At 68.6% G+C, this 26450-nt stretch carries 22 protein-coding genes and 1 tRNA gene; 5 read left to right on the top strand and 18 right to left on the bottom strand.

The window, feature by feature from the left end; genetic code table 11:
- Positions 1–981 carry a DNA topoisomerase IB gene (locus tag KZC51_RS10655; RefSeq protein WP_247629954.1) on the bottom strand — a complete coding sequence of 327 codons (981 nt, stop codon included), beginning with the start codon at positions 979–981 and terminating at the stop codon, positions 1–3.
- Positions 982–1097: 116 nt separating this feature from the next.
- Positions 1098–1595, bottom strand: a complete 498-nt coding sequence (locus KZC51_RS10650; RefSeq protein ID WP_247629953.1) for a hypothetical protein — start codon at positions 1593–1595, stop codon at positions 1098–1100.
- 99 nt (positions 1596–1694) lie between these two features.
- Between KZC51_RS10650 and KZC51_RS10645 the strand changes: the two genes are divergently transcribed.
- Positions 1695–2522, top strand: coding sequence for a hypothetical protein (locus KZC51_RS10645; RefSeq protein WP_247629952.1), 828 nt, complete (start codon positions 1695–1697; stop codon positions 2520–2522).
- 24 nt (positions 2523–2546) lie between these two features.
- On the opposite strand, the gene KZC51_RS10640 is transcribed toward KZC51_RS10645, so the two are convergent.
- The 3 genes from KZC51_RS10640 to KZC51_RS10630 form a co-directional block, all read right to left on the bottom strand.
- Positions 2547–4214 carry an MFS transporter gene (locus KZC51_RS10640; protein ID WP_247629951.1) on the bottom strand — a complete coding sequence of 556 codons (1668 nt, stop codon included), beginning with the start codon at positions 4212–4214 and terminating at the stop codon, positions 2547–2549.
- On the bottom strand, positions 4211–5227 hold the full coding sequence (glsA, locus tag KZC51_RS10635) for a glutaminase A (RefSeq protein WP_247629950.1): 1017 nt from the start codon (positions 5225–5227) through the stop codon (positions 4211–4213). The genes KZC51_RS10640 and glsA overlap by 4 nt, the downstream gene beginning before the upstream one ends.
- A 72-nt stretch (positions 5228–5299) precedes the next feature.
- Positions 5300–6256 (bottom strand): AraC family transcriptional regulator, encoded by a 957-nt coding sequence (locus KZC51_RS10630; protein WP_247629949.1) that lies wholly within the window; start codon positions 6254–6256, stop codon positions 5300–5302.
- A gap of 216 nt (positions 6257–6472) precedes the next feature.
- On the opposite strand from KZC51_RS10630, the gene KZC51_RS10625 reads away from it, so the two are divergent.
- Entirely contained in the window at positions 6473–7726 is a 1254-nt protein-coding gene (locus KZC51_RS10625; RefSeq protein WP_247629948.1) for an acyl-CoA dehydrogenase family protein, read from the top strand.
- Positions 7727–7933: 207 nt separating this feature from the next.
- On the opposite strand, the gene KZC51_RS10620 is transcribed toward KZC51_RS10625, so the two are convergent.
- The 7 genes from KZC51_RS10620 to KZC51_RS10590 form a co-directional block, all read right to left on the bottom strand.
- Positions 7934–8005 (bottom strand) — tRNA-Gln (locus KZC51_RS10620).
- Positions 8006–8175: 170 nt separating this feature from the next.
- Entirely contained in the window at positions 8176–9681 is a 1506-nt protein-coding gene (gene gltX, locus KZC51_RS10615) for a glutamate--tRNA ligase (protein WP_247629947.1), read from the bottom strand.
- A gap of 63 nt (positions 9682–9744) precedes the next feature.
- On the bottom strand, positions 9745–11004 hold the full coding sequence (locus tag KZC51_RS10610) for an MFS transporter (RefSeq protein WP_247629946.1): 1260 nt from the start codon (positions 11002–11004) through the stop codon (positions 9745–9747).
- Positions 11001–11777: a fumarylacetoacetate hydrolase family protein gene (locus KZC51_RS10605; RefSeq protein ID WP_247629945.1), complete on the bottom strand. Its 777-nt coding sequence runs from the start codon at positions 11775–11777 to the stop codon at positions 11001–11003. The genes KZC51_RS10610 and KZC51_RS10605 overlap by 4 nt, the downstream gene beginning before the upstream one ends.
- Positions 11778–11805: 28 nt before the next feature.
- A complete protein-coding gene (locus KZC51_RS10600; protein WP_247629944.1) occupies positions 11806–12906 on the bottom strand; it encodes a branched-chain amino acid aminotransferase in 1101 nt (366 codons plus the stop codon).
- 60 nt (positions 12907–12966) lie between these two features.
- Positions 12967–14010, bottom strand: coding sequence for a 3-isopropylmalate dehydrogenase (locus tag KZC51_RS10595; RefSeq protein WP_247629943.1), 1044 nt, complete (start codon positions 14008–14010; stop codon positions 12967–12969).
- A 74-nt stretch (positions 14011–14084) separates the two neighbouring features.
- Complete coding sequence (locus KZC51_RS10590; protein ID WP_247629942.1) at positions 14085–15620, bottom strand: MFS transporter; 1536 nt, start codon at positions 15618–15620, stop codon at positions 14085–14087.
- A 96-nt stretch (positions 15621–15716) separates the two neighbouring features.
- On the opposite strand from KZC51_RS10590, the gene KZC51_RS10585 reads away from it, so the two are divergent.
- Positions 15717–16259 (top strand): TetR/AcrR family transcriptional regulator, encoded by a 543-nt coding sequence (locus tag KZC51_RS10585; protein ID WP_247629941.1) that lies wholly within the window; start codon positions 15717–15719, stop codon positions 16257–16259.
- 62 nt (positions 16260–16321) lie between these two features.
- On the opposite strand, the gene serA is transcribed toward KZC51_RS10585, so the two are convergent.
- From serA to KZC51_RS10570, 3 genes are all read right to left on the bottom strand, one after another.
- Complete coding sequence (gene serA, locus KZC51_RS10580) at positions 16322–17926, bottom strand: phosphoglycerate dehydrogenase (protein ID WP_247629940.1); 1605 nt, start codon at positions 17924–17926, stop codon at positions 16322–16324.
- Between the two features lie 119 nt (positions 17927–18045).
- A complete protein-coding gene (locus tag KZC51_RS10575; protein WP_247629939.1) occupies positions 18046–18375 on the bottom strand; it encodes a hypothetical protein in 330 nt (109 codons plus the stop codon).
- The gene (locus tag KZC51_RS10570) at positions 18372–18845 is read right to left on the bottom strand and encodes a hypothetical protein (protein ID WP_247629938.1); all 474 of its coding nucleotides are present in this window, start codon (positions 18843–18845) and stop codon (positions 18372–18374) included. Before KZC51_RS10570 ends, KZC51_RS10575 begins: the two co-directional genes overlap by 4 nt.
- 79 nt (positions 18846–18924) lie before the next feature.
- Between KZC51_RS10570 and KZC51_RS10565 the strand changes: the two genes are divergently transcribed.
- On the top strand, positions 18925–19857 hold the full coding sequence (locus KZC51_RS10565; protein ID WP_247629937.1) for a hypothetical protein: 933 nt from the start codon (positions 18925–18927) through the stop codon (positions 19855–19857).
- Between the two features lie 22 nt (positions 19858–19879).
- Here the strand turns inward: KZC51_RS10565 and KZC51_RS10560 are convergent, their stop codons facing one another.
- A complete protein-coding gene (locus KZC51_RS10560) occupies positions 19880–20539 on the bottom strand; it encodes a GntR family transcriptional regulator (RefSeq protein ID WP_247629936.1) in 660 nt (219 codons plus the stop codon).
- Between the two features lie 73 nt (positions 20540–20612).
- On the opposite strand from KZC51_RS10560, the gene KZC51_RS10555 reads away from it, so the two are divergent.
- Positions 20613–23447 carry an FAD-binding and (Fe-S)-binding domain-containing protein gene (locus KZC51_RS10555; RefSeq protein WP_247629935.1) on the top strand — a complete coding sequence of 945 codons (2835 nt, stop codon included), beginning with the start codon at positions 20613–20615 and terminating at the stop codon, positions 23445–23447.
- 70 nt (positions 23448–23517) lie between these two features.
- Here KZC51_RS10555 and KZC51_RS10550 read toward each other — a convergent pair whose 3' ends face one another.
- Complete coding sequence (locus KZC51_RS10550; protein ID WP_247629934.1) at positions 23518–24867, bottom strand: alpha-L-fucosidase; 1350 nt, start codon at positions 24865–24867, stop codon at positions 23518–23520.
- The gene (locus KZC51_RS10545) at positions 24864–26408 is read right to left on the bottom strand and encodes a M81 family metallopeptidase (protein WP_281732042.1); all 1545 of its coding nucleotides are present in this window, start codon (positions 26406–26408) and stop codon (positions 24864–24866) included. Before KZC51_RS10545 ends, KZC51_RS10550 begins: the two co-directional genes overlap by 4 nt.
- Between the last annotated feature and the right edge of the window lie 42 nt (positions 26409–26450).

The raw sequence follows: 26450 nt of genomic DNA, 5'->3' as shown, positions 1-26450 counted from the left end.
TCAGCGTCCGCGACGCGGCTTCTCCGCGAGCAGCCGCCGCACGGCGGTCTCGGGCGCGACCGTCAGATCGAGCGTCGTCCCCCGGGCATAGAGGCGGAAGACGCGCGGATCGATGTAGCTGCCACGGGCGACAGCGGTCGTGTTGCCCAGCGCCGTTGCCGTCGCCTGCACCGCGAGCCGCTCGGCCTTCTTGCGCTCGGCCGTCGTGTCGAGCACTCCGATCCGCGCCAGGGCGTCGGCGGCGAGGATCGTTCCGTGCAGCGTCCGGAAGTCCTTGGCCGAGAACACCCCTCCCGTCACGCGACGCAGGTAGTCATTCACCTCGGCGGGCGTGATGCGCACTCTCCGCCGACCCTTGCGATACGCCAGCAGGAAGGCGCGATCGGGGCCGGCCGACAACTCCGTGAGCACCTCGGCGAGCGGTGCGTCGGAGATCTCGATCGAGGCGGTCTGCCCGCTCTTGGCAGGGAACGACAGCGCAACGGTCGATGCCGTGATCTGCACGTCGCGGCGACGGAGCGTGGTCAGCCCGCGACTGCCGTGCTTCACCAGATAACGCTCCGAGCCCACCCGAAGGGCTGCATCGTCCAACAGGCGGAACGCGGTGGCGAGCACGCGCTCACGGGACAGCGTCTCTTCGCCGAGCGCCCTGGTGACGCGCGCTCGTGCCCGAGGAAGTCGTTCCGCCAGGTCGAGCGCTCTGCGGAACTTGCTCCGATCGCGACGTACGCGCCAGAGCGGATGATAGAGATACTGGCGACGACCCGCTTCATCCGTGCCGACGGCCTGGATGTGCGCCAGCGGATCAGCGGCGATCCAGACGTCCTCCCACGCCGGCGGGATGACGAGATCGTGGATGCGCTCGCGATCGGGTTCCGGCGCCGCGTGGCCGTCCTGGTCGACGTAGCGGAAGCCCGACCCGGAGCGACGTCGACGGTAGCCGAGGTCTTCGCCGGGCACGACCCGCACGAGCGCGGTCATCGCCTGCCGCCTATCTGTTCGGGGAACGGGGACGAAGGCATGAGGACGATCATCGCCCCAGGATGATGCGCGTCACTCGCGCCAAGAAGGGGCTGGCCTGTGGCGGGAGGATGGTGCTAAGAGAGGATCTCGACCGTGGGATCGCGGAACATGGCCCGCATGTGATCACTCGTGAGGAAGTCGGCGATGCCGATCATGATGAGGCTGAACACGATCTGTTCCGTGACCATCCAGAAGGGATACAGACCGGGGATGGCCGCCATCACGAGCGTGATCACGGGGAAGATCTGCGCGAACAGGCGCAGACGGAGGTAGGCCCATCGCCACCCTCGTGCGGCGCGCCAGGCAAAGTAGAACAGGGTCGCCGTCATCGCCAGCACCACGACTGTGCGCATCCACACCGCGAGCGGAACCGGCTCGCCCTCCACGGCCAGCACGAGCGCGACGATGACGGCGCCGATGCCGATGAGCAGCTCGACGACGAGCAACCAGATGATCCAGGTGAATGCCCGGCGGGTGCGCGGGTGGGTGCGATTGGCCTCGCTGATTTCAACGCCGGCCTGCTTCCCTCCGGCGATGCGGTCGAGACGGAGAAGAAGCGGTTCGAGGGCCATACTGGGAGCCTATTCCCGCCGTGGCGCTGCGACCTCACCCATTCGATGGAGATGTGGCCGGATTGAGGGGAAGCTCGCGGTTCTGAGAGGATCACGAGCATGAGCCTGTCTTTCGAAGAGTTCCGCGAGCGCCTGTCGACCCCCGGCGGCGCGGCGGCGCTGGGCCTCGCGCTGAGCGATGACGAAGGACGGCGGGTGCGCACCGACGACTCCGCGTCCCGTGCGTGGTACGACTACTGGGCCAGCACGACCGTTCCGTCGGGTCCCGACGCGACGCCTGGGGCGACGGCCGCTCCGACTGCATCCGAGACCACGGCCAGCGGTCACGGCGCCGGTGGACACGACCTCTCCGCACTGCGAGCCGCTCCTGCTGCCTTCCCCGCTGCAGCCCCCTTCGATCCCGGCGCGCCCGCGCCCGCTGCCCCTCCTGCTCGAAAGAGCAGAACCGGTCTGTGGGTGCTGCTCTCGATCCTCGGAGCACTCGTGCTCATCGCCGTTGTCGTGCTCGTGGTCGCCCTCACCACCGCGCGTCACTGGACCAAGGTGGACGTCCCGGAACAGCCCGAGACGTTCCACAGCGAGGAATACGAGACCGGGCGGTTCGACGTCGCCATGGATGATGTCAACCTCTGTTTCGTCGACCAGGCCTGGTCCGACTGCATCGACGCGATGACGTCCGAGTACGACGCGGTGTGCGCCGACATCGAGTTGACCGAAGCGGCGACCCGCGTCTGCGACGAGTACCTCGCAGCGATCGACGACATGAGGTCGCAGGGCACCGACGGTGTGGTCGCGAGCCTGGGCACCTTCGGGAACCTGTCACGTACAGCCGAGCTCGCCACCCGCCAGGTGTCGAACGAGGACTACCGCCCCGCCGAGACCCACGAAGCGGTCTGCTACCTCGGGTTCCTCGGCGAGTGCCGATAGCGCTCGCTCAGGCCCGCATGTTCCTCAGGCCCCGTCGGGTTCCGGTTCGCGACCGGTCGCGACGGACGTCGGCACCTCACCGGGGCGGTAGCGCGGCAGCCTGCTCGCCGGCACGATCGCCAGCGCGCTGACTGCGGCGAGGATCAGCAGTCCGGTCTTGAGCGCACTCAAGCGTGCCTCCTCGTTCACGGACACCGCGGCGTCCACCTGCGCGGGCGTCGCGTCCGTCTGCGCGAGCACCTCCTCGAGGCGGTCGTTGCTGACGAAGTTCGTGCGATCGAGATCGACCTGCGCCACCAGTTCCGGCGGAAGCTCGGAGTGGTCGGCGATCGAGGCGAGCACGTTGACGCTCAGGATGCCCACCAGCAGCGCGCCCGCGACCGCCGTGCCGACCGCGGAGGCCAGGTTCTGCGTGGTGCCCCGCACCGAACCCACATCGCCGGCAAGGGTCTTCGGCGATGCGGTGACGAGCACGTTGAACACCAGCGTGACCAGAGCGCCCTGCCCCACGCCGAACACGAACAGCCCCAGGATGGTCGGGAAGGTCTCCCAGTTGTTGTTCACGACGAGGGCGAGCCACACCAGGGCCACCGTGGTCAGGCTGAACGAGAACATCCCGATCGTGCGGGGCGAGAATCGACGGTAGAACCGCACGACGAGCATCGCGGTGAAGAACACCGTCAGGTTGAACGGCAGCATCGCCAACGAGGTGTCGAAGGGCGTACGGCCCTGCACGATCTGGATGTAGAGCGGGATGCTGAAGTTCAGCGCTGCCTCGAGACCGACCACGATGAACATCGCGTAGACGGCGGCACGCTCGCGGGACGAGCCGAACACCGACAGACTCACGAGAGGGACCTTGCCCGCCTTCGTGCGCCGGCGTGTCCAGAGGAAGAAGAGCTGCACCAGCACCAGGCCGATCACCACGAGGACCGGCGCCGGAGACAGTCCGAGCACATCGAACGGGGCGTCCGCTCCCGCCTGAAGCAGGCCCCATCGGTTCAGATTGTTGACGCCGAGCGTGAGGGACACGATTCCGGCGCCGATGAGCAGCGCCGCGACGACGTCGATCTTGATCTCCGGGTTCCCCGGCTCACCGCGCAGCCGGAAGCTGAGGATGAACACCGCGACCGCGAGCACCAGCACCACGATGAACACCTGCCGCCACCCCACCAGGGTCGCGAGCGTGCCGCCGATCAGGAAGGCGCTGACGCCGGCGAGAGCACGTGCCGAGCCGAGCGAACCGATCGCGGTGGCCTGTTGCGCGCCACGGTAGTTCTCGGCGATGAGAGCGACCAGGGAGGGGACGATGATCGCCGCAGACGCACCGGCGAGGGCCTGCGCGAGGATCACGAACTCGACGGACGGGGCGGCGATCATCAGGATCGCGGACACGGCGAAGAGGGCCACGACGATCCGGAAGACGATCACCCACCCGACGCGCTGGCCGATCTTCGCACCGACCATCACCAGCGCCGCCACGACCAGGCCGTAGGTGACGATCGCGGTGCTGATGTCGGTCGGGGGCACACCGAAGGTCTCGACCATCCCGCCCAGCGAGACCGGCAGCGCCGACACGTTGTACGACATCAGGATCTGCGCGAGGAAGAGGCCGATCATCGGCACCCAGGATGCGCGATCCTGTTCCGCGAGGGCGGCGGACTCGGGGGCGGCGGACGATGCAGCGCTCATGCGTCTGCTCCTCTCGTGAAGTGCGAATCGGAGGCGAAGATGTTCAGACCGAGGGAGCGCGCGAGGAACGCCGTGGCGATCTGTCCGCGCACGCTGTTGCCGGCACTGTCGAGCGGTGGCGCATAGGTGCCGATGCCGACCTTGCCGGGTGCGACCGTGACGAGGCCGCCCGCAACGCCGGACTTCCCGGGAAGACCGATCTCGAACAGCCACTCCCCTGAGCGCTCGTAGAGACCGCTCGCGGCGAGCACGGCGAGTGTGTCGCGGCAGACGTCTGCGGACACGACCCGCTCCCCTGTGACGGGATTCACACCGCCGTCCGCGAGCGTCGCTCCCATCACGCCGAGGTCCCTGGCATCGACGAGCAAGGAGCACTGTCGGGTGTACACGTCGACCACGGCGTCGGGGTCGGCGGTGATGCGTCCGTAGCTCTGCAGCAGGGTGCCGATCGCGCGGTTGCGATGGTTCGTCTCGGACTCGGAGCGGTACACCTCCTCATCGATCTGCAGCTCTCGTCCCGCGAAGCGCGAGAGCCCGGTGCGGATCGCCTCCCACTTGTCGTCGGCGTCGCCGGGCAGGAGCGCCGTGGTGGCGATCGCACCGGCATTGACCATCGGGTTCATCGGGTGACCGTCGTTGAGCTCGATCGCGACGACCGAGTTGAAGGCGAGACCGGTGTTGTTGACCCCGACGACGTCGAAGGCCCTCTCATGTCCGACCTGCTCGCTGAGAAGCGCATACACGAAGGCCTTGGAGATCGACTGGATCGAGAACGGGATGCGGGTATCGCCGATCTCGTGCAGCCCACCGCGGACATCGGCGACGCACACTCCGAAGGCGGCAGGATCCGCCTCGGCGAGCGCCGGGATGTAGTCGGCGACCGTCCCCTCCTCGTGGCGCTGCGCGCGGGCGTACGCCGCCGCGATCACCTCGTCGAGCCGCGCATCCGGCGGCACGGCTCCGGTCGCCACCGCTTGATCGATGTCCGCGACATCCAGTTCTTCTCCCCGCATGAAGCTCAGCGTAGAGCCTGACGGCCGCTCACCGACGAACCATGTCCTCCGGCGCCGTCTCGCGCCGACTCCTCACGCGGCGACGGACCGGTACTCGCGGGGACTCATCCCCAGATACGTGCGGAACGCGCGGTTCAGATGCGAGAGATCCGCGAACCCCCATCGTGCTGCGAGATCCGTCAAGGTCATCCCGGTCGAGGCGGTGAGCTCTGCGGCGCAGTGCTCGACTCGCAGACGCATGACCGTCTGGCTGAAAGACATCGCCGCCCCCTCGTACAGCTGATGGAGCTTGCGCGGCGAGATGGCGAAGCGGGCAGCGGTCGCCGTGGGGCTCACGTCTCCGAAGCGTAGCTGCTGCGCGACGTATCGCTCGATGCTGGTGCGCAGCGCCGCTCCGCGGCTCTCGCTCACCACGAAGGCTTCGACGGGGGTGCGCTCGGCGAAAGCATCGAGGATCGTCTCGAAGACTCCCCCGAGCACGGCGCGCTGAGCCTCGTCGACGCTGGTCGATGCGGACCAGGCTGAACGCATGGAGTCGGCCAGGACGGCGCTCATCCCGGTCAGCGCGGAGAAGGTGGTGGCCCGGAGATCCTGCTGCACACGGTGATGCAGGCGAGCGCTCGGCACCCGGAAGGACACCGATGCCCACGGGTCGAGATAGTCGAGCACGAATTCCTCGGCGGCGTCCACGATCGTGAAGGTCCCCGCCGGCGAGAAGGCCTCAGATCGCCCCTGACGCACGATGCATCGGCCGCGCAGCATGAGGTTCACGAAGACGACCTCCTCTTCCAGCCTCTCGACCTCCGCGCGACCGTGATGAATGGTCTGGGCGCACGTGGCGATCTCGGCGGCGTTGAGGGCGCCGAGATGCTGACTGGTCACCGTGCCGGGCAGACCGGGCTGCCGCCACGCATCGCGTTGGCCGCGCTCGACGGGACGCAACGGAGTGAAGGCATCGCACAGCGTGTGCCTCCAATAGGCGTACTGCTCGGCCGGGGGCCGGGTGGATGTATCCCAGCACAAGGTCATCGCCCTCTCCTTGTCGTACTCGCGCGGATCGTTTCGATGCCAGTAGATCGATGCGCGATCAGGACACGGAGTCGTTCTCGTTTCGCGCAGGTAAGAGAGATCTCACCGCAGACGGCCGTGCGCCCTCGTCCTCGCCTCGGTGCGCTCTCAGACAAGCGGAGCTCCGTGGACGCGGCCGATGCTGTTCAAAACCCGCCGTCCATCGAGGAGGACCCCATGGCTATCGATTTCACCCTGTCGGATGAGGAGATGTCGCTGCGACTGCAGGCACGCGATTTCGCGGAGAACACCCTCGCGGGCGTGGCCGACGCCGTCGCTGCGTACCCCGAGCCCCTCGATCGGTTCCGTGCGCTCAAGCCGTTCTACCAGCAGATGGTGGATGCCGGCTTCATCGCGGGGCTCGTCCCTGCAGAGGCAGGCGGACACCGGTTCACCAACCTGCAGTTCGCTCTCGCCTGCGAGGAGCTCGCTCGTATCGACGTCAACGTTCCGTCTGCCGTGCTCGGCACCGGACTGGGGCTCTTTCCGATCATCGCCGCAGGCACGCCTGAACAGCAGGCGCGGTTCTTCGCTCCCTTCCTGGACGGCAGTCCGGCCCTCGCTGCGATCGCATTCACCGAGGCCGCCGGCGGCGCCAACTTCGACCACCCCGACCCCCGATTCGGAGTCCAGACCTTCGCGGTCCGAGATGGCGACGAATGGGTGATCAACGGCAAGAAGGCCTACACGACCAATGCATCGGGGTGGGATGACGAGGGCGCAGATCTGATCAGCGTCGTGTGCCGTACCGACCCCGGGGCCCCGCCACAGGAGTCGCTCGCGATCATCGTCGTCGAAAAGGGCACTCCTGGCGTTGTGATCACAGGCATGATTGACACCTTCGGTCACGTCGCGACCAACTCGCCGGTCGTGGAGTTCCGAGATGTACGCGTGCCGCTGTCGAACATGATCGGAGAGCCGGGCGACGGCCTGCAGCTGACCAAGGGCGCCTTCTCCTGGACCTGCTCGAGCATCGGCGCCGCCGCGGTGGGCAGGATGCGTGCCGCGTTCGAGTACGCCTACCGGTTCGTGACGACGGAGAAGCGATCGGGGAGCGTCCCCGTCATCGAACATCAGAACGCCGGCTACATGCTCGCCGACATCAAGACGCGTATCGAAGCCGGTCGCTACTTCGCGTGGAAGGCGGCCGATCACTTCGACAGGACCGGAGGGCGCGATCGGGAGCTGTCGAACATGGTGAAGATCTACAACTCGGAATTGTCGGTGCAGACCGTGTACGACGCCATGCGACTGGTCGGGGTCGAGTCCTACGGTGACCGCACTCCGCTCGGCGCGATCATACAGGACGTCCTCTGTTTCCCGATCTACGACGGCGGGAACATGGGCGTGCGTCGCCGCCATCTCCACGAGATGCTGCGGGCACCCGGGTACAACCATCTCGCCGCGTCGGAGAACCGACTGTCCGCCTGATCCCCGGGTCCCCCGCGATGAGCCGATACCCCTCCGGCTCGTCGCGGGGAAGCGGCAGAACCACGCGTCGGATGATCGACCGACATCGATGGCCTCGGGCGTCGCCGCCGGCCGCCGCGGGCCTGGCGATCACCTGGAGGGCGCGCACCCACCCGATCGATGCCAAGCAACGACAAAACCCCCGCCTGAGCGGGGGTTTTCGTTGTGCTGGGGTACCTGGACTCGAACCAAGAATAACGGAACCAGAAACCGTCGTGTTGCCAATTACACCATACCCCAAGGGCGAAACCGGAGCCTCGCACCGAGAGTCAAGCTTACCCGACCGGTCGCCTCGCACCAAATGGAGCCTGTCTTTCGCACCCCGGGCGTGGCGGATCCGCGCGTCGAGACGCGAGAGGAGGAGGACCGCCAGGCGATCCCCCTCCTCCGAGACGACTCCGCGACGCGCGTCAGCCGGCGAGCTGCGCCGACAGCGCCCGCAGACGGCGCAGCGCTTCGTCCTTGCCGAGCAGCTCCATCGACTCGAACAGCGGCGGAGAGATCCGTCGTCCCGTGATCGCGACGCGCGGCGGACCGTAGGCGACACGAGGCTTGAGCTCGAGCCTCTCGACCAGCGCCTCGGCGAGGGCCTGCTGGATCTTCTCCGGCGTGAACTCGGTCACCGGCTCGAGCGCGGCCACGCACGCGTCGAGAACCTCGGCCGCGTTCGCCGGGAGGCCCTTGAGCGCGTCGGCGTCATATGACAGGTCATCCGTGAAGAGGAAGCCGACCATGCCGGGAACCTCGCCCAGCAGCTGCACGCGCTCCTGCACCAGCGGTGCGACGCGGAACGCCTGCACCAGCTGCTCGTGCGTGGGCTCGTCGAAGAGTCCGGCGGCCGCCAGATACGGGACCGTGCGTTCGGCGAAGTCCTTGCCGTCGAGCATCCGGATGTGGTCGCCGTTGATCGACTCGGCCTTCTTCTGGTCGAAGCGGGCCGGGTTCGGGTTGACGTTGACGATGTCGAACGCCGCAGTGAACTCGTCGAGCGTGAACACGTCACGGTCGGGCCCGATGGACCAGCCCAGCAGCGCCAGGTAGTTCAGGAGCCCCTCGGGGATGAATCCACGGTCGCGGTGCAGGAACAGGTCCGCCTGCGGATCGCGCTTGGAGAGCTTCTTGTTGCCGGTCTCGCCGAGCACGAGCGGCATGTGCGCGAACCGCGGGACGAAGGTCGTGACCTCTGCCTCGATCAACGCGGCGTACAGCGCGAGCTGACGCGCGGTCGAGGGCATCAGGTCCTCTCCACGCAGCACATGCGTGATCCCCATGAGCGCATCGTCGACGGGGTTCACGAACGTGTACAGCGGCACGCCGTTCGGGCGGACGACCACGAAATCGGGGAAGGATCCGGCGGGGAAGGTCACCTCGCCGCGGATGAGGTCCTGGTAGGTCAGATCCTCGTCCGGCACCCGCAGTCGCAGCGCGGGCTGGCGCCCCTCGGCACGGAAGGCCGCCTTCTGCTCTTCGGTCAGGTCGCGGTCGAAGTTGTCGTACCCGAGCTGCTTGGCGCGACCGTTCGCTTCGTTGCGCGCGTCGATCTCGTCCGCGTTGGAGTAGCTCTCGTACAGGGCGCCCGAGGCGACCAGCTTGTCGATCACACCGCGGTAGATGTCGTGGCGCTCCGACTGCCGGTACGGGGCGTGCGGACCACCGACCTCGACCCCTTCGTCCCAGTCGATCTTCAACCAGGTCAGTGCGTCGACGAGCTGGCGGAAGCTCTCCTCGCTGTCCCGCGCAGCGTCGGTGTCTTCGATGCGGAAGATGAGCTTGCCGCCGTTGTGGCGGGCATAGGCCCAGTTGTAGAGGGCCGTGCGCACCATGCCGACATGCGGCAGGCCTGTCGGCGAGGGGCAGAAGCGGACGCGGACGTCGGCACCGCTGGCGGTCGTGGTGAGGGGGTGAGGAGTAGCCATATCCCTTCGATTCTAGAGCGCGCGACCCTCGCGGCGATGCCGATGCACCGCCGCCTCACGGCTTCACGTGCGCGTCGACCGGGCGAGCGGTGAGAGCGCGACGATCGCGACGACGAGCACGGATGCGGCGATGCCCAGTCCGGCGTACTGGAAGTTCGACAGCACGACCCCGGCGAGCACGGCGCCCGCGGCCGCGCACAGGCTCATCAGGGAGTCGCTGCGCCCCTGGCGGCGGGTGCGCAGCTCCGGCGCAGAAGCCTCGGTGAGCAGCGCGGCCCCGGCGACCGTCGCCGCACTCCAACCGAGCCCGAGCAGGATGAGGGCCATCATCACGCCCCACGGCTGATCGTTGGCGAAGATCGCGAAGACCAGCGACGCCGCCGAAAGGGCTTGCCCGAGGAGGACGACACGCAGTTTGCCCCAGCGGTCGGCGAGGATGCCGAACACCGGCGACAGCGCGTACATCCCGGCGACGTGGAGGGCGATCGTCACGCCCACGAGCTGCGAGACGTCGGCAGGCGAGGCCGCCATCCCGTGCGCGCCGTGCGCCATGTGCGAGAGGTGCACCGGCGTCATCGCCATCACGGATGCCATCACGACATGCGATGCCGCGACCGCGAAGATCGCGTACCGCGCCACGACGGGGCGATCGACCACCCTCTCCCCCGCCGCCGCTGCCGCCGTGCGCGCGAGGCGCTGCGCCGCCAGGAGCGGATCCGGACGCAGCGCGACCAGGTAGAGCAGGAGGGCCGCGCACTGGGCCACGAAGGAGAACACATACGAGCCGGTCTGCGGGGGCATGCCCAACGCGTGTCCGACCACCTCACCGGGAGCCAGCAGCAGCGGTCCTGCCACTCCGCCGATCGTCGTCGCCCAGACCACGATCGAGAGGTCTCGTCCTCGATGCACCGGGGCCGCCAGGTCGGTCGCCGCGAAGCGGGACTGCAGGTTGCCCGCGTTGCCTGCGCCGATCATGAGGATGCCGGCGAGCAGGAGCGGGAAGATGCGCAGGGCTGCAGCGAGAATCACGACAGCGATCCCGACCAGGGCGAAGAGATTGCCGAGCGTCAGCGCGCGACGGCGTCCGACCCTCGCCGCCAGCCGGGCGAGCGGGATCGCGCACAGCGCAGCTCCGAGCGTGACGGATGCCGTGGCCAGGCCGGACAGCGCGTCGCTCCCGGAGATGTCCGCGGCAAGAAGTGCACCGAGCGAGACCGTGGCGCCGAAGGCGATGCCGCCGAGCACCTGGCCGAGCGACAGGATCGCGACGGTCCGCCGTTGGACGACCGCCTGCTCGGTCGCCGTCAACGCCGCCGCTGTCATGAGAGACGCGGTGCGTCGCGCACGGCGTTGCGCAGGATTCCCAATCCGGTGATCTCGACCTCGACGGTGTCTCCTGCCTCGAAGGGGCCGACGCCCGCGGGAGTCCCGGTGAGGATCACGTCTCCGGGGAGCAGGGTGAACACCGCGGAGGCGTACTCGATGATCGCCGGCACCGAGTGGATCATGTCGGTCAGCGGTGCGTGCTGGCGGACCTCGCCGTTCACGCGGGTCTCCACGCTCGCCGCCGCGAGATCGAAGTCCGTCTCGATCACCGGCCCGAGCGGGCAGAACGTGTCGAAACCCTTCGCGCGCGACCACTGGCCGTCCTTGCGCTGCAGATCGCGAGCGGTCACGTCGTTGCCGATCGTGTATCCGAGCACATAGTCGAGGGCGTCGGCGGCCGTGACGTTCTTGGCGATCTTGCCGATCACCACGGCCAGCTCGCCTTCGTACTCCGTGCGTTCGGACAGCACCGGGCGCACGATAGCGTCACCGGGGCCGATCACGGAGGTGTTCGGCTTGAGGAACAGCAGCGGCTCCTCGGGCGCGACTCCCCCCATCTCGGCGGCATGATCGTGGTAGTTCTTGCCGACACACACGACCTTGGAGCGCGGGATCACCGGAGCGAGCAGCACCGCATCGGCGAGAGCCACACGGTCGCCCGTCGTCTCGTACCCTGCGAACAGGGGGTCCCCGGCGAGCACGACGAGGTCGCCCCCGTCGATGATTCCGTACATGATGGCGTCGTCGTGACTGAACCGGGCGATCTTCATGGATCCAGCCTAGCCAGACCGCGGGACGTCAGGCGTCGAGACGCAGCAGCCAGCCGTGCTTGTCCTCGCGGCGGCCGTACTGGATGTCGGTCAGCTCCTCGCGCAGCGAGAGAGCGAGCTCTCCCAGCGGCTGCGGCTCATCGAATCCGTCGCCGACCAGCGCACCGATCGGGGTGACGACGGCGGCGGTACCGCACGCGAAGACCTCGACGATGTCGCCGGATGCCACGCCGGAGCGCCACTCGTCGATCGAGATCGGTCGCTTCTCCACGGTGTAGCCGCGATCCTCGGCGAGTTGCAGCAGCGAGTCGCGAGTGATGCCCTCCAGGATACTGTCCGACTCGGGTGTCACCACGCGGCCGTCCTTGAACACGAACACGACGTTCATGCCGCCGAGCTCCTCGACGTAGCGGTTCTCGTTCAGGAACACGACCTGGTCGCAGCCCTTCGCGCTCGCCTCGCTCTGTGCGAGCAGGCTCGACGCGTAGTTGCCGCCGGTCTTCGCCTTGCCCGTGCCGCCCTTGCCCGCACGCGCGTAGTCCTCGGACAGCCAGATGCGTACCGGCTTCACGCCACCGGAGAAGTACGCGCCGGCCGGGCTCGCGATCACGTAGTAGGCGACCTTCTTCGCCGCGCGGACGCCGAGGAACGCCTCCTTGGCGAACATGAACGGGCGCAGGTACAGGCTCTGGTCGGCACCGGACGGAACCCAGCGGCCGTCGACGGCGATGAGCTCGCGCAGCGACTGGATGAAGTACTCCGTCGGCAGCTCCGGCAGCGCGAGGCGCCGAGCACTCGCCTGCAGACGTGCGGCGTTGCGGTCGGGGCGGAAGGTGTGGATCGAGCCGTCCTCATGGCGGTACGCCTTGATCCCCTCGAAGATCTCCTGCGCGTAGTGCAGCACCGAGGCGGCGGGGTCGAGCGGGATCGGGCCGTACGGCTGCACTCGCGGACGATGCCACCCGCCCTTGTCCGACCAGCAGATGTCGACCATGTGATCGGTGAACACGACGCCGAAGCCCGGGTTCTCGAGCACCTCGGCGACGCGGGCGGGCGTCGCCGCTGCGAGGTTCTTGGTCACGGCGAACTCGAGCGGCGCCACGGCCGTCCCAGCATCGATGGTCGTCATAATCGTCATCCGTTCTTCGTGGTGGCGCATCTTCGCGCCGTCTCAGCCTACGCCCGCCCGTCAGAGGCGAGCAGCGATCGCGGAGCCGATCTCCGCGGTGGGGCGGGCGCCGGTGCGACCCGCGATGTCGGCCTCGACGGCGGCGGTGACCCGCGCAGCCTCAGCCGTGAATCCGAGATGATCCAGCAGCAGTGCGATCGAGAGGATCGCCGCCGTCGGGTCCGCCTTCTGCTGCCCCGCGATGTCCGGTGCCGAGCCGTGCACCGGCTCGAACATCGACGGGAAGGTGCCGTCCGGGTTGATGTTCCCCGAGGCCGCCAGACCGATACCGCCGGTGACAGCGCCGGCGAGGTCGGTGAGGATGTCGCCGAAGAGGTTGTCGGTGACGATCACGTCGAAGCGCGCAGGATCGGTGACCAGGAAGATCGTCGCCGCGTCCACGTGCAGGTAGTCCACCGTGACGTCGGGATGCTCCGTGGCGACCTCATCGACGATGCGCTTCCAGATCGCACCGGCGTGCACGAGCACGTTGGTCTTGTGCACGAGCGTCAGCTTCTGACGACGGCGCGCGGCGAGCTGGAAGGCATGGCGCACGACGCGCTCGACGCCGAAGGCGGTGTTCACCGAGGTCTCGTTCGCGACCTCCTGCGGGGTGCCCACGCGGATGGCGCCGCCGTTACCGACGTACGGGCCTTCCGTACCCTCGCGCACGACGACGAAGTCGATGTCGCCGGGGTTCGCGAGCGGACCGGGCGCGCCGACGAACAGCTTCGATGGACGCAGGTTCACGTAATGGTCGAGCGTGAAGCGCAGCTTGAGCAGCAGACCGCGCTCGATGTTCGCGTCCTTCAGGCGAGGGTCGCCCGGCGTTCCTCCGACGGCTCCGAGAAGGATCGCGTCCTGCGCCCTGATCGCGGCGAGGTCGTCGTCGGTCAGCGTCTCACCGGTCTCGAGGAAGCGTCCGGCGCCGAGCGAGAAGCGCGTCTTCTCGAAACGGACACCGCTGTCGGCGGTGACCGCGTCGAGCACCTTCTCCGCTTCGGCGATGACCTCGGGGCCGATCCCGTCTCCGGGGATGACGGCCAGCTTCACGACACGCGACATGACTCTCCTTGCACCGGGGTGGACCGACCCGCGTCCATGAGAGGTCGTCAGGGCCGGTCCATCCAGCGTACTGGTCAGTGCGAGGTACGCGTGCGCAGTGTGACGCCCGCGATCACACCGGCGACGACGACCAGTCCGGCACCGATCAGCGAGGTCACCATGACGCCCGAGCCGAACGCGGCGGATGCCGCCTCCCAGAGGGCATCGCCGAGAGCGGCAGGCAACTCGTGGGCTGCGGTGTACGCGCCGGCCAGAGTCTCCGTGGCCGCGTGCGCCACCTCGGCGGGCAGCCCCGCCGGCAGCACGAGCGCTCCACGGTAGAAGGCGGTGATGAGACCGCCCAGGATCGCGGTGCCGAGCACAGCACCGAGCTCGTAGGCGGTCTCGGAGACGGCGCTGGCCGCCCCCGCCTTCGCCGCCGGCGCGCTCGAGAGGATGAGCTCGTTCGAGATGGTCTCCGCCGCGCCGATACCGATGCCGAGCACGACGAAGGCGATGACCAGCGGCGCGACGCCGTGCTCATGCGTCGTGAACGCCACGATGAGGTACCCGGCGACGGAGAATACCAGCCCGGCCGGCACCACCACATGCGGCGGCACGCGACGCGAGATCGGCACGACCGTGAGACCCGCGACGATCATCGCGAGCATTCCCGGCACGAGTGCCAGACCGGCGGTCATCGGCGACAGGCCCAGGACCAGCTGCAGGTGCTGCGACACGAAGTACAGGAAGCCCACCAGCGCGACGACGCTGAGCAGATTCACCAGGATCGCGCCGGAGAAGGACCCCCGGCGGAACAACGCCATGTCGAGCATCGGGATCTCCGCGCGGAGCTGACGGCGCACGAACAGGTAGCCCATGAAGATGCCGAGCAGCGCCCAGCCACCCGCCGACAGGCTGGGGCCGTCGACAGCCAGCGACTTGATCGCGTAGACGACGGGGATCATCGCCGCCATCGACAGCACGATGCTGATGAGGTCGATGCGGCCCGGGTTCGGATCGCGGCTCTCCGGCACGAGCAGAGGCGCCGCGATGAGCAGCGGGATGAGAACCGGCACGGCGATGAGGAACACCGATCCCCAGGCGAAGTGCTCGAGGAGGAAGCCGCCGACGATCGGACCGAGGGCTGAGCCTGCGGAGAATGCCGAGGCCCACACCGCGATCGCCATCCGGCGCTGGTCGCGGTTCTGGAAGATCGAGCGCAGAAGCGAGAGGGTCGACGGCATGAGCATCGCCCCGAAGAGGCCGAGGAGTGCACGAGCGGCGATCAGCAGCCCGGCCGTCGGCGCGAAGGCCGCGAGGGCCGAAACCGCCGCGAAACCGGTCGCTCCGATCAGGAGCATCCTGCGGCGGCCGAAGCGGTCGCCGAGTGTCCCCATGGTCACCAGGAGTCCGGCGAGCACGAGCGGATAGACGTCGATGATCCACAGCTGCTCGGCACCCGTGGGCGCGAGCGCGATGGAGATCTCCGGGAGCGCGAAGCTCAGCACCGTGTTGTCCACCGACACCAGCAGCACCGGCAGCATGAGGACGACGAGCGCCGCCCAGCCGCGGGCTCCGACGCGGGGAGCATCCGTCTCTGTCGTCGGGATCGACGCAGTACGGGTCATGGAACACCTCTCAGGATCACAGGACGATCTCTTACTAAACCGTCCGGCTGGTATAGTAACAGAATCCCGTCGTCTTCCCTGCGCAGAGGATCCCGAATGCCCCGACCGCCCCTCGCTCGCGAACGCGTCCTCGACGCCTTCGAGGCCATCGTCATCGCCGACGGAGAACGCGCGGCGACCCTCGAAGCGACCGCAAAGGCGGCCGGTGTCTCCAAGGGCGGACTCCTCTACCACTTCGGCTCCAAGGATGAGCTCGAGGCGGGCATGCTGGAACGCCTGGACGCACTCACCACCGCCGACCTGGCTCGCATGGCCGCGGCGGAAGAGGGCCCGGTGGCGTACTACGTCCGCACCTCCGTCATGGAGGACGATGCTCTGGACCGGGCACTGATCGCGACCACCCGCCTCGCCCAGGGCGGCTCCGCCCCTGCCGCCGACATGCTGCGGCACACCAGAGCACGGTGGGCCGATGAGATCCGCCCCCACGTGCGCGACGCGGCGAGCCTCGACCTGGTGATGCTGCTCAGCGACGGCCTCTACTTCAACAACTCGCTCGACGTGCACGGCCCAGAGCGGCTGGTACCGCATCGCGAGGAGCTCGCCGCGCTCATCGACCTCGTGCTCCGCGCCACGTCCTGAGTCCCCCACGACGCAGAAGAGGCGGGAGCATCACGCCCCCGCCTCCTCGATGACTGCGTGGATCAGACCTCGGTGATCTCGATCTGGCGGAAGAGATCCGCATCGATCGCGGCGCTGACGTCTTCGAGCAGGTCCTCCGACACCGGCGAGTCGAGCGTGAGCACGCTCAGCGCCTGGGCGCCGGCGGCCTGACGCGCGATCTGCATGCCGGCGATGTTGATGCCGGCTTCGCCGAACTTCTGGCCGTACACGGCCACGATGCCCGGACGGTCGGTGTAGAGCATCACGACATGGTGCTTCTCGATCGGCAGCTCGAGCGCGTGGTCGTTGATGCCGACCAGCTTCTCCGCCTGCTTCGGTCCGGTCAACGTGCCGGAGACCGAGAGCTGCGATCCGTCGGACAGCGCACCGCTGAGCGTGATGACGTTGCGGTACTCGTCGCTCACGTCGTCCTTGATCAGGCGCACGGCGATACCCCGCTGCTCGGCGAGCAGCGGGGCGTTCACGTACGACACGGTCTCGCTGACGATGTTCGTGAACACGCCCTTGAGAGCTGCGAGCTTGAGCACGCTGACGTCGTAGTCGTTCAGTTCGCCGTGCACCTCGACGTCGAGGCTCGTGAGCGGCGAGGTCGCCAGCGCGGCGAAGATCTGACCGAGCTTCTCGACCAGGGAGATGCCCGGGCGCACGTACGGGTCGATGACGCCACCGGCGACGTTGACGGCATCGGGGACCAGATCGCCGCCGAGCGCCAGACGCACGGAGCGTGCGACCGAGACACCGGCCTTCTCCTGCGCTTCTTCGGTGCTGGCGCCGAGGTGCGGAGTCACGACCACGTTCGGCAGGTCGAGCAGGGGACGAGCCGTGCCGCCCTCGGCCGGGGGCTCGGAGGTGAACACATCGAGTCCGGCACCCGCGATCTCACCGGCCACGAGCGCCTCGTGCAGGGCGACCTCGTCGATCAGGCCACCACGGGCGACGTTCACCACGAACGCGGTCGGCTTCATGGCCTTGAACTGCTCGGCACCGATCATGCCCGTGGTCTCGGGCGTCTTCGGCATGTGGATGGTGAGGAAGTCGGACTCGGCCACGAGCTCGTCGAGCGAGAGGAGCTGCACCCCGAGCTGCTGCGCACGAGCCGACGTGACATAGGGGTCGTAGGCGACGACGCGCATGTCGAACGCCGCGAGGCGTGCTGCGACGAGGGCGCCGATCCGCCCGAGGCCGACGATGCCGACGGTCTTCTCGAAGAGTTCCGCTCCGGTGAAGGAGCTGCGCTTCCACTGGCCGGCGGAGAGCGAGGCGTGCGCGGCAGGGATGCGGCGCGCGAGGCTGAGGATGTGTCCGACCGTGAGCTCGGCGGCCGAGACGATGTTGGAGGTCGGGGCGTTGACGACCATGACACCTGCTGCGGTCGCTGCCTTGATGTCGACGTTGTCGAGGCCGACGCCGGCTCGGGCGACCACCTTGAGCTGCGGCGCGTGTGCGAGCGCCTCCTCGTCGATGCGCGTCGCGGATCGGACCAGCACCGCATCCGCATCGGACAGCGCGGCGAAGAGCGCCTCGCGGTCGGTGCCGTCGACGTCACGGACATCGAAGTCGGGGCCCAGAGCCTCGATCGTGGCGGGAGAGAGAACTTCGGCGATGAGGACGACGGGCTTCGGCACAGAGGATCCTTTGGGGCAGCGCAGTAGGGGCCGATGCGCCGCACACCATGGGGGCGCGATCACCTCCACTGTACCGGAGCCGCCTCGTCGCTCCGCGCCGTGTGACGGCCCTTCCGCCGCTAGGAGGTCGCGAGCGTGAGGCTGTACGCGATCAGGCTCATCCAGAACACCGCGACGATGCCGAGCCCGGCGAGCAGCACCAGGGCGAGCTCCCCCACCCTGCGCCGGCGGCCGATCACATACGCGAAGGCGAAGACGATCGCGGGGAAGGCGACCCCGAACGAGAGCACCGCCCAGCCGCCGCCGCTCAGTCCGCCCTGCGCCATCGCGATCAGATGCGCGACCGCGTTCCACACCGCGTAGGCGTAGAAGAGTCCGGCCAGGCCGAGGACCAGTCCGACCACCCATCCGGGAGAAGCCTTCGAGCGCTCGCTCGGAGTCGCGCTCATGATCCGATCACCCCCACCGTCACGAACGGCCAGGGCACGAGAAGCACGACCCCGAGCAGAAGCAGGCAGACCCGCACCCAGGCGGCGCGACCACGGGTCAGCACCCAGGTCGCCAGGAACCAGAGCGCGGGAGCGGCGATCGCGAGCACGAACCAGGGCAGGAACATCGCGTCGGCCACGAAGAAGTTCGCGAGCGGCTTGAGCCGCAGTCCTCCCACGACCCAGCCGATCGAGTACAGCAGATAGACACCCCCGACCACTCCGAGCACGAGGAGCGTCGCGGTGCTGAGCGGCTCCGATTCCGCAGGATCCGCGACGGTCTCCCCCACCGCGGCACTGTCGTCATCGACGCCGCGCACTCCGTCGCTGCCCTTGCCCACGGCGTTCCACCCGGCAGGCAGCGCAGACGCGGCGGGCGGTGTCTGCTCGTCACCGTCCCAGCTCAGGGCGTCATCGGAATCGGATGTCATTCCCCCAGCGTAGGACACGCGTTCCACTAGGCTCAGGGGCATCCGGGCCGGTGAGGCCCATGTCGGGGGAAGGACCACCGTGGCTGAGCAGAACAAGAAGGTCCCGCAGGGCGCATCGCAGGCGGAAGCCACCGAGCCACCAGCCGGCTGGACCCCGACCCCGGAGGCGAAAGCCACAGCCACGCGCTTCCGCTGGATCGCTGCGATCCTCTGGGCCGTGGCCATCGTCGGCGAAGCGGTCGGCATCTTCTGGCTGTTGCGTCAGCGTGTGTTCGTCGGCGAGGACGGAACGCTCGTCCGAGACGCCGACACCGGCCTCCTCCGGGAGCAGGGCGTCAGTGCGGAGTTCCCCCCGTGGGCGTTCGTCGCTCTGCTGGTGCTGCTCGTGGTCATCGCCGCCCTGTCGATCACCGGTTCCGTCCTGTGGAAGAAGGCGAACCGGCTCGACCCGGCCCGCAAGTCCGACACCGTGCGGTTCTTCGTCCAGAACCAGCTCGGGGCCATCATCGCGATCGTCGCCTTCCTGCCCCTCATCATCCTGATCTTCCTCAACAAGGACATGTCGAAGGGGCAGAAGACGACGGCCGGCATCGTCGGCATCGCACTGGCCGTGCTCGCCGCGGTTCTGGGCACCACCTTCAACCCGCCGTCGGTCGAGCAGTACACGGCCGACCAGTCGGCCGTCATCCAGCTGCTCGGACAGGACGAGGTCGTCTGGGTCGACGGCGGCGCCGTCTACCACGTCTGCGACGAGGTCCCGGCGATCCAGACCGGCAGCGAGATCCGCACCGGCACGACAGCCGAAGCCATCGAAGCCGGCAAGATCCGCCTCACACTGCAGTTCCCCTCCGAGCTGCGCGCCTGCGATCTCACGGTGCCGGAGAACGCCGACGAGATCGCGGACGCCCTGCGCGCGATCCAGGCGGGGCAGACCGCTACCGTGCTGCCCGCCCCTGTGTGGGCGGACCCCGCCGACGCGCCGATCGTCGTGGAAGAGGCGCCGGCCGAGTAGGCGCACCGGGTCGAGCTCGGCGCTACTCGGTGCCGAGCGCCTCGACGAGCCTCACCTCGGCGGACGAGAGATGCGCTTCCAACACCTCGGCCGCCCGCTGGCCCTCCCCCGCGGCGACGGCGGCCAGCATCTCGGCGTGCTGCGCGGCGATCGCTGCGGCGTCGAGAAGTCGTCGATCCTGCACCTGTGCCATGCACAACCGCACCTCGTCGAGGACGCTGCGGTACATGCGTCCCGTCCGCTCGCTGTCCAGCGCGTCGATGAGAGCCGTGTGGAACCGGAGATCGGGATCGACCGTCGCCGGGTCCGGCCCTGGCCCCATGGCGAGGATCTCGGCATTCGCGGCGGCCGCCGCCGCAGGGACGGCGCGTCTCGCGGCGAGCTCGCGCAACGCCGCGCTCTCCAGGCGGGTCCGTGTCCGATAGACATCGCGCACCGTCTCCGGATCGATCCCGACCACCCTCGCACTCCGGTGAGCCGTGCGCTCCAGAAGTCCCGAGGCGACCAGTTGTTCGATCGCCGCCTTCGCGCTGGGCCTGGCCACGCCGAACATCTGCGAGACCGCCGCTTCGGTGAGCGGAACGCCTGATCGGATCTCGCCGCCGAGGATCCGCGTGCGCAGTTGCGCGGTCACGGCGTCCACCACGCCGACGATGCCGAGGGCCGCTTCTGTGGTCATCATGCGGTCAGCCTACCGAAAGTGTCCGAACTCGGTACACTTGTCAGACAATCTTTCGACGGAGCAGAGGAGCACCGTGTCGACCACTCTCGCCGAACCCCTGGATTCCGCCCTGCTCGGGCCGTCCACGCAGGTGCACTCGCGGTCCATCGATCGCTTCGCTCGGGCGCACGACGCCTCCCACTACCTGCTGATCCCCGATGCCGTGCTGTCCCCCGCAGACGCCGAGGACGTCGCACGCGCCTTCGGAGCCGTGCGCGCGGCCGGGCGCACGCTCACCTTCCGTTCCGGAGGCACCAGCCTGTCCGGCCAGGGGGTCAGCGGCGACATCCTCGTCGACACCCGCAGCCACTTCCGCGACATCCGCGTCGAGGACGACGGGGCGGTGGTGCGCGTCGGTCCCGGCGCGACGGTGCGGCAGGTCAACACCCGGCTCACCCGCTACCGTCGCAAGCTCGGCCCCGACCCCGCCAGCGAGATCGCCTGCACGATCGGCGGCGTCGTCGCCAACAACTCCAGCGGCATGGCCTGCGGCGTCACCGAGAACACGTACCAGACCATCCGCTCGATGCGCGTCGTGCTCCCCAGCGGCACGATCCTCGACACCGGAGCCGCCGACGCGGACGCCCAGCTGCGTGCGGCGGAACCCGCCCTCGCCGAGGGGCTGCTCGCACTGCGCGCACGGCTGCTGGCGTCGCCCGCCCACGTCGCATTCCTCCGCCAGCAGTTCTCCATGAAGAACACCATGGGGTACGGGCTCAACGCGCTGCTCGACTTCGACGATCCGGTGCGCATCCTCGAGCACCTCATCATCGGGTCGGAGGGGACGCTCGCGTTCGTGGCCGAGGCGACGTTCCGCACGATCGAGGTGCGGTCCGCCATCGCCACCGGACTCCTGGTGTTCGAGACGCTCTCGGCCGCCATGTCCGCCCTGCCCGCGCTGACCGACCTCGGCCTCGCGACGATCGAACTGCTCGATGCCGCCTCACTCCGCGTGGCCCAAGGGCTGAGCGACGTTCCGGCGGCCATCGCCGAGATCGAGGTGCAGGATCACGCCGCGCTGCTCGTCGAGGTGCACGCGTCCGACACCGAGGCACTGATCGCCTCCCGTGCCGTCGCTCAGGCGCATTTCGAGGCCCTGTCGCTCGCCGTCGCCCCGCGGCTCACCACCGATCCCGCCGAGCGCGCCGCGCTCTGGCACGTGCGCAAAGGGCTCTACACGGCCGTGGCCGGCGCGCGTCCCTCCGGCACGACCGCGCTCCTCGAGGACATCGTGGTGCCGGTCGATCGGCTGCTCTTCACGTGCGAGCGCCTGATCGAGTTGTTCGCCGAGCACGGGTACGAAGGCTCCGTGATCTTCGGCCATGCCAAGGACGGCAACGTGCACTTCCTGCTCAACGAGCGCTTCGACGACGCGGACAGCGTGGCGCGCTACCGTCGCTTCACCGACGACCTCGTCGACCTGGTGCTCGGGCAACAGGGCTCGTTGAAGGCTGAGCACGGGACGGGGCGGATCATGGCCCCGTTCGTGCGTCGTCAGTACGGTGACGAACTCACCGAGATGATGTGGGAGATCAAGCGCCTGTTCGATCCCGACCTCATCCTCAACCCCGGCGTCGTGCTCTCCGACGACCCCGACTCGTATCTGCACGATCTGAAGCGCGTGCCCACCGTCGAGAGCGAGGTGGACCGCTGCGTCGAATGCGGCTACTGCGAGCCGACCTGTCCGAGCAAGAGCATCACCCTCACGCCGCGACAGCGCATCGTGATCCGGCGCGACATGGCGTGGGCCGAGGAGCAGGGCGATGCCGTGCTGTTGCAGGAGCTGCGGGCCGACTACGACTACGAAGGCGTGCAGACCTGTGCCGTCGACGGCATGTGCGGGGTCGCCTGCCCCGTCGACATCAACACCGGAGATCTGGTGCGACGCCTGCGAGCCGAGCAGTCGAACAAGGTGGAAGGGGCGCTCTGGAGCACCGCCGCGCAGCGCTGGGGCACCGTCACGCGAGCGGGCGGCGTCGCGCTCACGGTCGCCGATGCTCTCCCCGCACCGCTCGTCCGCGGCGTCACTCGACTGGGACGCGCGGTGCTGGGCGCCGACACCGTTCCGCTCTACGACGGCGGGCTTCCCCGCGGCGGCTCGAAGCCCTCGCGCCCGGACTCCCCAGTCGATGCGCAGGCGGTGTTCTTCGGCGCGTGCATCGGCACCATGTTCGGCGCGGAAGGCGAGGGCCGAGGCTCTCGGGACGCGCTGCGCGTGCTGCTCGACCGCGCAGGCATCCCCGTCGTGATCCCCGAGGAGAACGGCGGCCTCTGCTGCGGTACCCCGTGGAAGTCGAAGGGGCACCTCGACGGCTATGCGCTCATGTCGGACCGGGTGCTCGACTCGCTGTGGGAGGCGAGCCGCCAGGGCGAGCTTCCCGTGGTGTGCGACGCCGCGTCGTGCACCGAGGGTCTGGACGTGATGCTCGCGCAGTCCGTCGCGAAAGACCCGCGCTACGCCGGGCTTCGGATCGAGGACGCCACGACGTTCGTCGCACGCGAGGTGCTTCCCCGGCTCACCGTGCCACGCAAACTCGACTCGATCGCCGTGCATCCGACGTGCTCGACCACGGCGCTCGGCGCCACCGGTGCGCTCACGACGATCGCTGAGGCCGTCGCCGAGGATGTGTTCATCCCCGAGGGATGGGGATGCTGCGCCTTCGCAGGCGACCGCGGCATGCTGCACCCCGAGCTCACCGCCAGCGCGACCGCGCAGGAATCGGCGGAGATCGCCGCAGCGGACGGCGACCGCGGAGGGTTCGACGCGTTCGTCTCGGCGAACCGCACGTGCGAGATCGGGATGAGCCGCGCCACCGGGCGTCCGTACCGGCACGTGATCGAAGTGCTCGAAGAGCTGACGCGCGTCTGAAGATCAGCTCGACAGGCTGATCCGACCGCACCGCCGGCTCCATGCACGCGGTGCGGTCGATGGTCCTGAATCAGTGCGTGTCGGCCGACAGCACGGCGACGGGAGTCGACCGGAGCGCATCAGGGATCATGACCATGCTCTCCCCGCCGCGCCCGACCGCCGTTGCTCCGCTTCCGTCTGCCCACCGCAGCGTGGCGGATCGCAGTTCCGGAGCCAGCACGAACTCCCCCGCACTCGGATCGAGCACATGCACGTGCACCACGGACTCCGCCTGCGTGTAGCGGACCGGAGCACCGACCGGCTCCCCCATGCGGATCCACGGCCGCGTGCCGTAGATCGAGTCTCCGTTGCGCTGCAGCCAGGTGCCGAGCTCGCGCATCGCCGCGCGCTGGAGCTCGGGAATCGAACCGTCAGCGGCGGGGCCGACGTTGATCAGCAGATTGCCGTTCTTCGCGACCACGTCGACGAGCAGCCGGATCAGCACCGCACCCGACAGCGAATGGCGCGCATCCTCGTCCTGGTTGAAGCCGAACGAGTAGCCGAGCCCGCGCGTGGACTCCCACGGCTGCGGGATGATGTCGGGGATATCGGTGTACTCCCGCGTGAGCACGCCGTGATACGGCACGCCCCAGCGGTCGTTGACCACCCCGTCCGGCACCGCGTCGAAATAGCGGCTCAGCAGCGCCGCCACGGCGAAGTCGTCCCGCCCCTTGCCGCCGTCGGGCCACTCGATGTCGTTCCAGAGCATGTCGGGAGAGAACCGCGCGATGAGCTCATCGAGCTGCGCCGCCGAATAGCGCGCGAAGTGCTCGTCGTTACGGCGGTATCGGAAGAGATCGGTGTCGGACTCGATGGCGGGGAAGTCACTGACGTGCCAGTCCAGCGCACCCGAGAAGTACACGCCGAACCTGGCGCCGGCACGACGGGTCGCGGCGTGGAACTCCGCGATGAGGTCTCGGCGCGGACCGCGGGCGACGGAGTTGAATCCCGTCGTCTCTGTGCCCCACAGGCAGAACCCCTCGTGATGCTTGGTGGTCGGCACGATGTACTTCGCGCCTGCGCCCACCAGCTCCCCCACGAACGCATCCGCATCGAAGGCCGCCGCATCCCAGCGATCGGCGAGATCCTCGTACGAAGTGCCCGGGCCATAGAGGCGCTGGTGCCGTTCCCACGTCGGACTGCCGGCGATGCGCACGGTGTTGCCGTACCACTCGGCGTACTGGTGCCAGGCATAGGCGTCCTCGGTCGGGATGTGGACGCCCTCCCCGTGCTGCACGGCCCAGGCGGGCACCGAATAGAGCCCCCAGTGCACGAAGAAGCCCAGCTTCGCATCCCGATACCAGTCGGGCACCGCGTGCGACGGGTACACCGGCGCCGCAGACCCGAGGTCCGGCCCCGTGCGCTTCTCGAAGTTCATCATGCGGATTCCTCCTGGTCGTCGCCGCGCCGCGTGACGACGGCGGTGAGTGCGGGCGTGCCCGTGGTGTCGAAGGGGTAGACGCCGGGGCGCAGCCGATGGTGTCCGAGTCGCAGCAGGTCCTGATCGACACCGCCCGGTGTCAGCGCCAGCGTCCACCCCGCAGCCAGGTCGTAGAGCTCGGGTTCGAGGTACCCGATCTTCACCACGACGATGTCGGCGGTCGTGGGCTCGAGGCCCAGCATGCGGAAGTCATCGAGATGATGGAACGGCTTGCGCCGCTCGGTGATGATGGCGTGCAACCCGCCGACCGCGATCACGACCTGGGTGCCGGCATCCGGGTCGCCATCCGTGATCGAGTAGACGGTCCCCGTGATCGTGACGGGGCCGTGCGGCCCGTCGTCGACGCCCGCGCCCGCCGAGAGCGTCACAGTCCGGCCGACGCCTGCGGCGACGGCGAGGGCGACGGCGGCCCGGTCGAAGATCGAGGCGACCAGCGTCGTGCGGGTGCCGTCGGTGAGCTCCGGTCGATCGAGCAGTCGGGCGAGCGTCCACGTGACGTCACCTGCACCGCCTGCAGTGGGATTGTCCCCGGAATCCGAGATCAGATACGGACGCGGCGCCTGCGGCGCAAGGGCTCGCGCGACGGCCTCATCCAACGTGCCCGTCTCCGCGACGAAGACGAAGTCCTCCCGCGCGTTCCAGAACATCCGCGCGACGCGCTCCGCCTCGCGTGCGATGAGCATGCGGTCGTCGCCCGTGACCACGACGTACGCCTGGCACCGGGGCTCGTCCGCCCAGGCGTATCCGATCCACACCGAGGCGTCGACGACACCGTCCAGCGCTTCGATCTCGGGGAGCTGCGCATAGATCCCCGTCGCCGGCTCCAACCGGGTACTCGTCTTCTCCCCCGGCAGCAGGACGGGGACCGGCACCCACGCACTGTAGGGACGACGTCGCAGCGGGTCGGCGCCGTGTTCTCCCCTCAGACGCGCGAGCAGGTTCCACACCGCGCGCTCCTTGGTGTTCATCCAGTCCTCGTGGGGCGCCATCCGGTAGCACGTCAGCAGATCGACCGCGTCGCGCAGCACTTCCGACACGTTGCCGTGCAGGTCCATCGAGGTGGACACGAGCGTGTCCTCGCCGAGCGCCGCACGCACCGCGGCGGCCAGATCGCCTTCCGCGTCGTCCATGCCCACGACGCTCATGGCGCCGTGGATGTCGAAGAAGAAGCCGTCGAAAGGACCTTCGGCGCGGATCCCGGCGAGGATCGCGTCCTTCATCCGGCGATAGGTGTCGGGGTCCACGGCCCCGCCCGGGAGCGAGCGTCCGTGCGTGAGCGGCACCCATTCGGCCGCGCCGTTCAGTTCACGCCCCTCCTCGAGGAACGGGTAGTACGCCAGCAGCGCGTCGCCCGTGCGGATCGTGAAGGCCTCGTCCCCGGAGATGTGAGGTGAGAAGGTGCTCGATTCGATCGAGATCCCGGCGATGCCGATCCGCGGACGTGCGAGGCCTCCACTGGCGAGTGCCGGGAGCGGGCCCATCCAGATCTCGCTGGCGTCGGGTCGTTCGGTCACGTGCTGCTC

The organism is Microbacterium croceum (genome assembly GCF_023091245.1).
Lineage (GTDB): Bacteria > Actinomycetota > Actinomycetes > Actinomycetales > Microbacteriaceae > Microbacterium > Microbacterium croceum.
The sequence above is the reverse complement of the archived record's forward strand: the minus strand, read 5'-3'. Positions and strand labels throughout refer to the sequence as shown.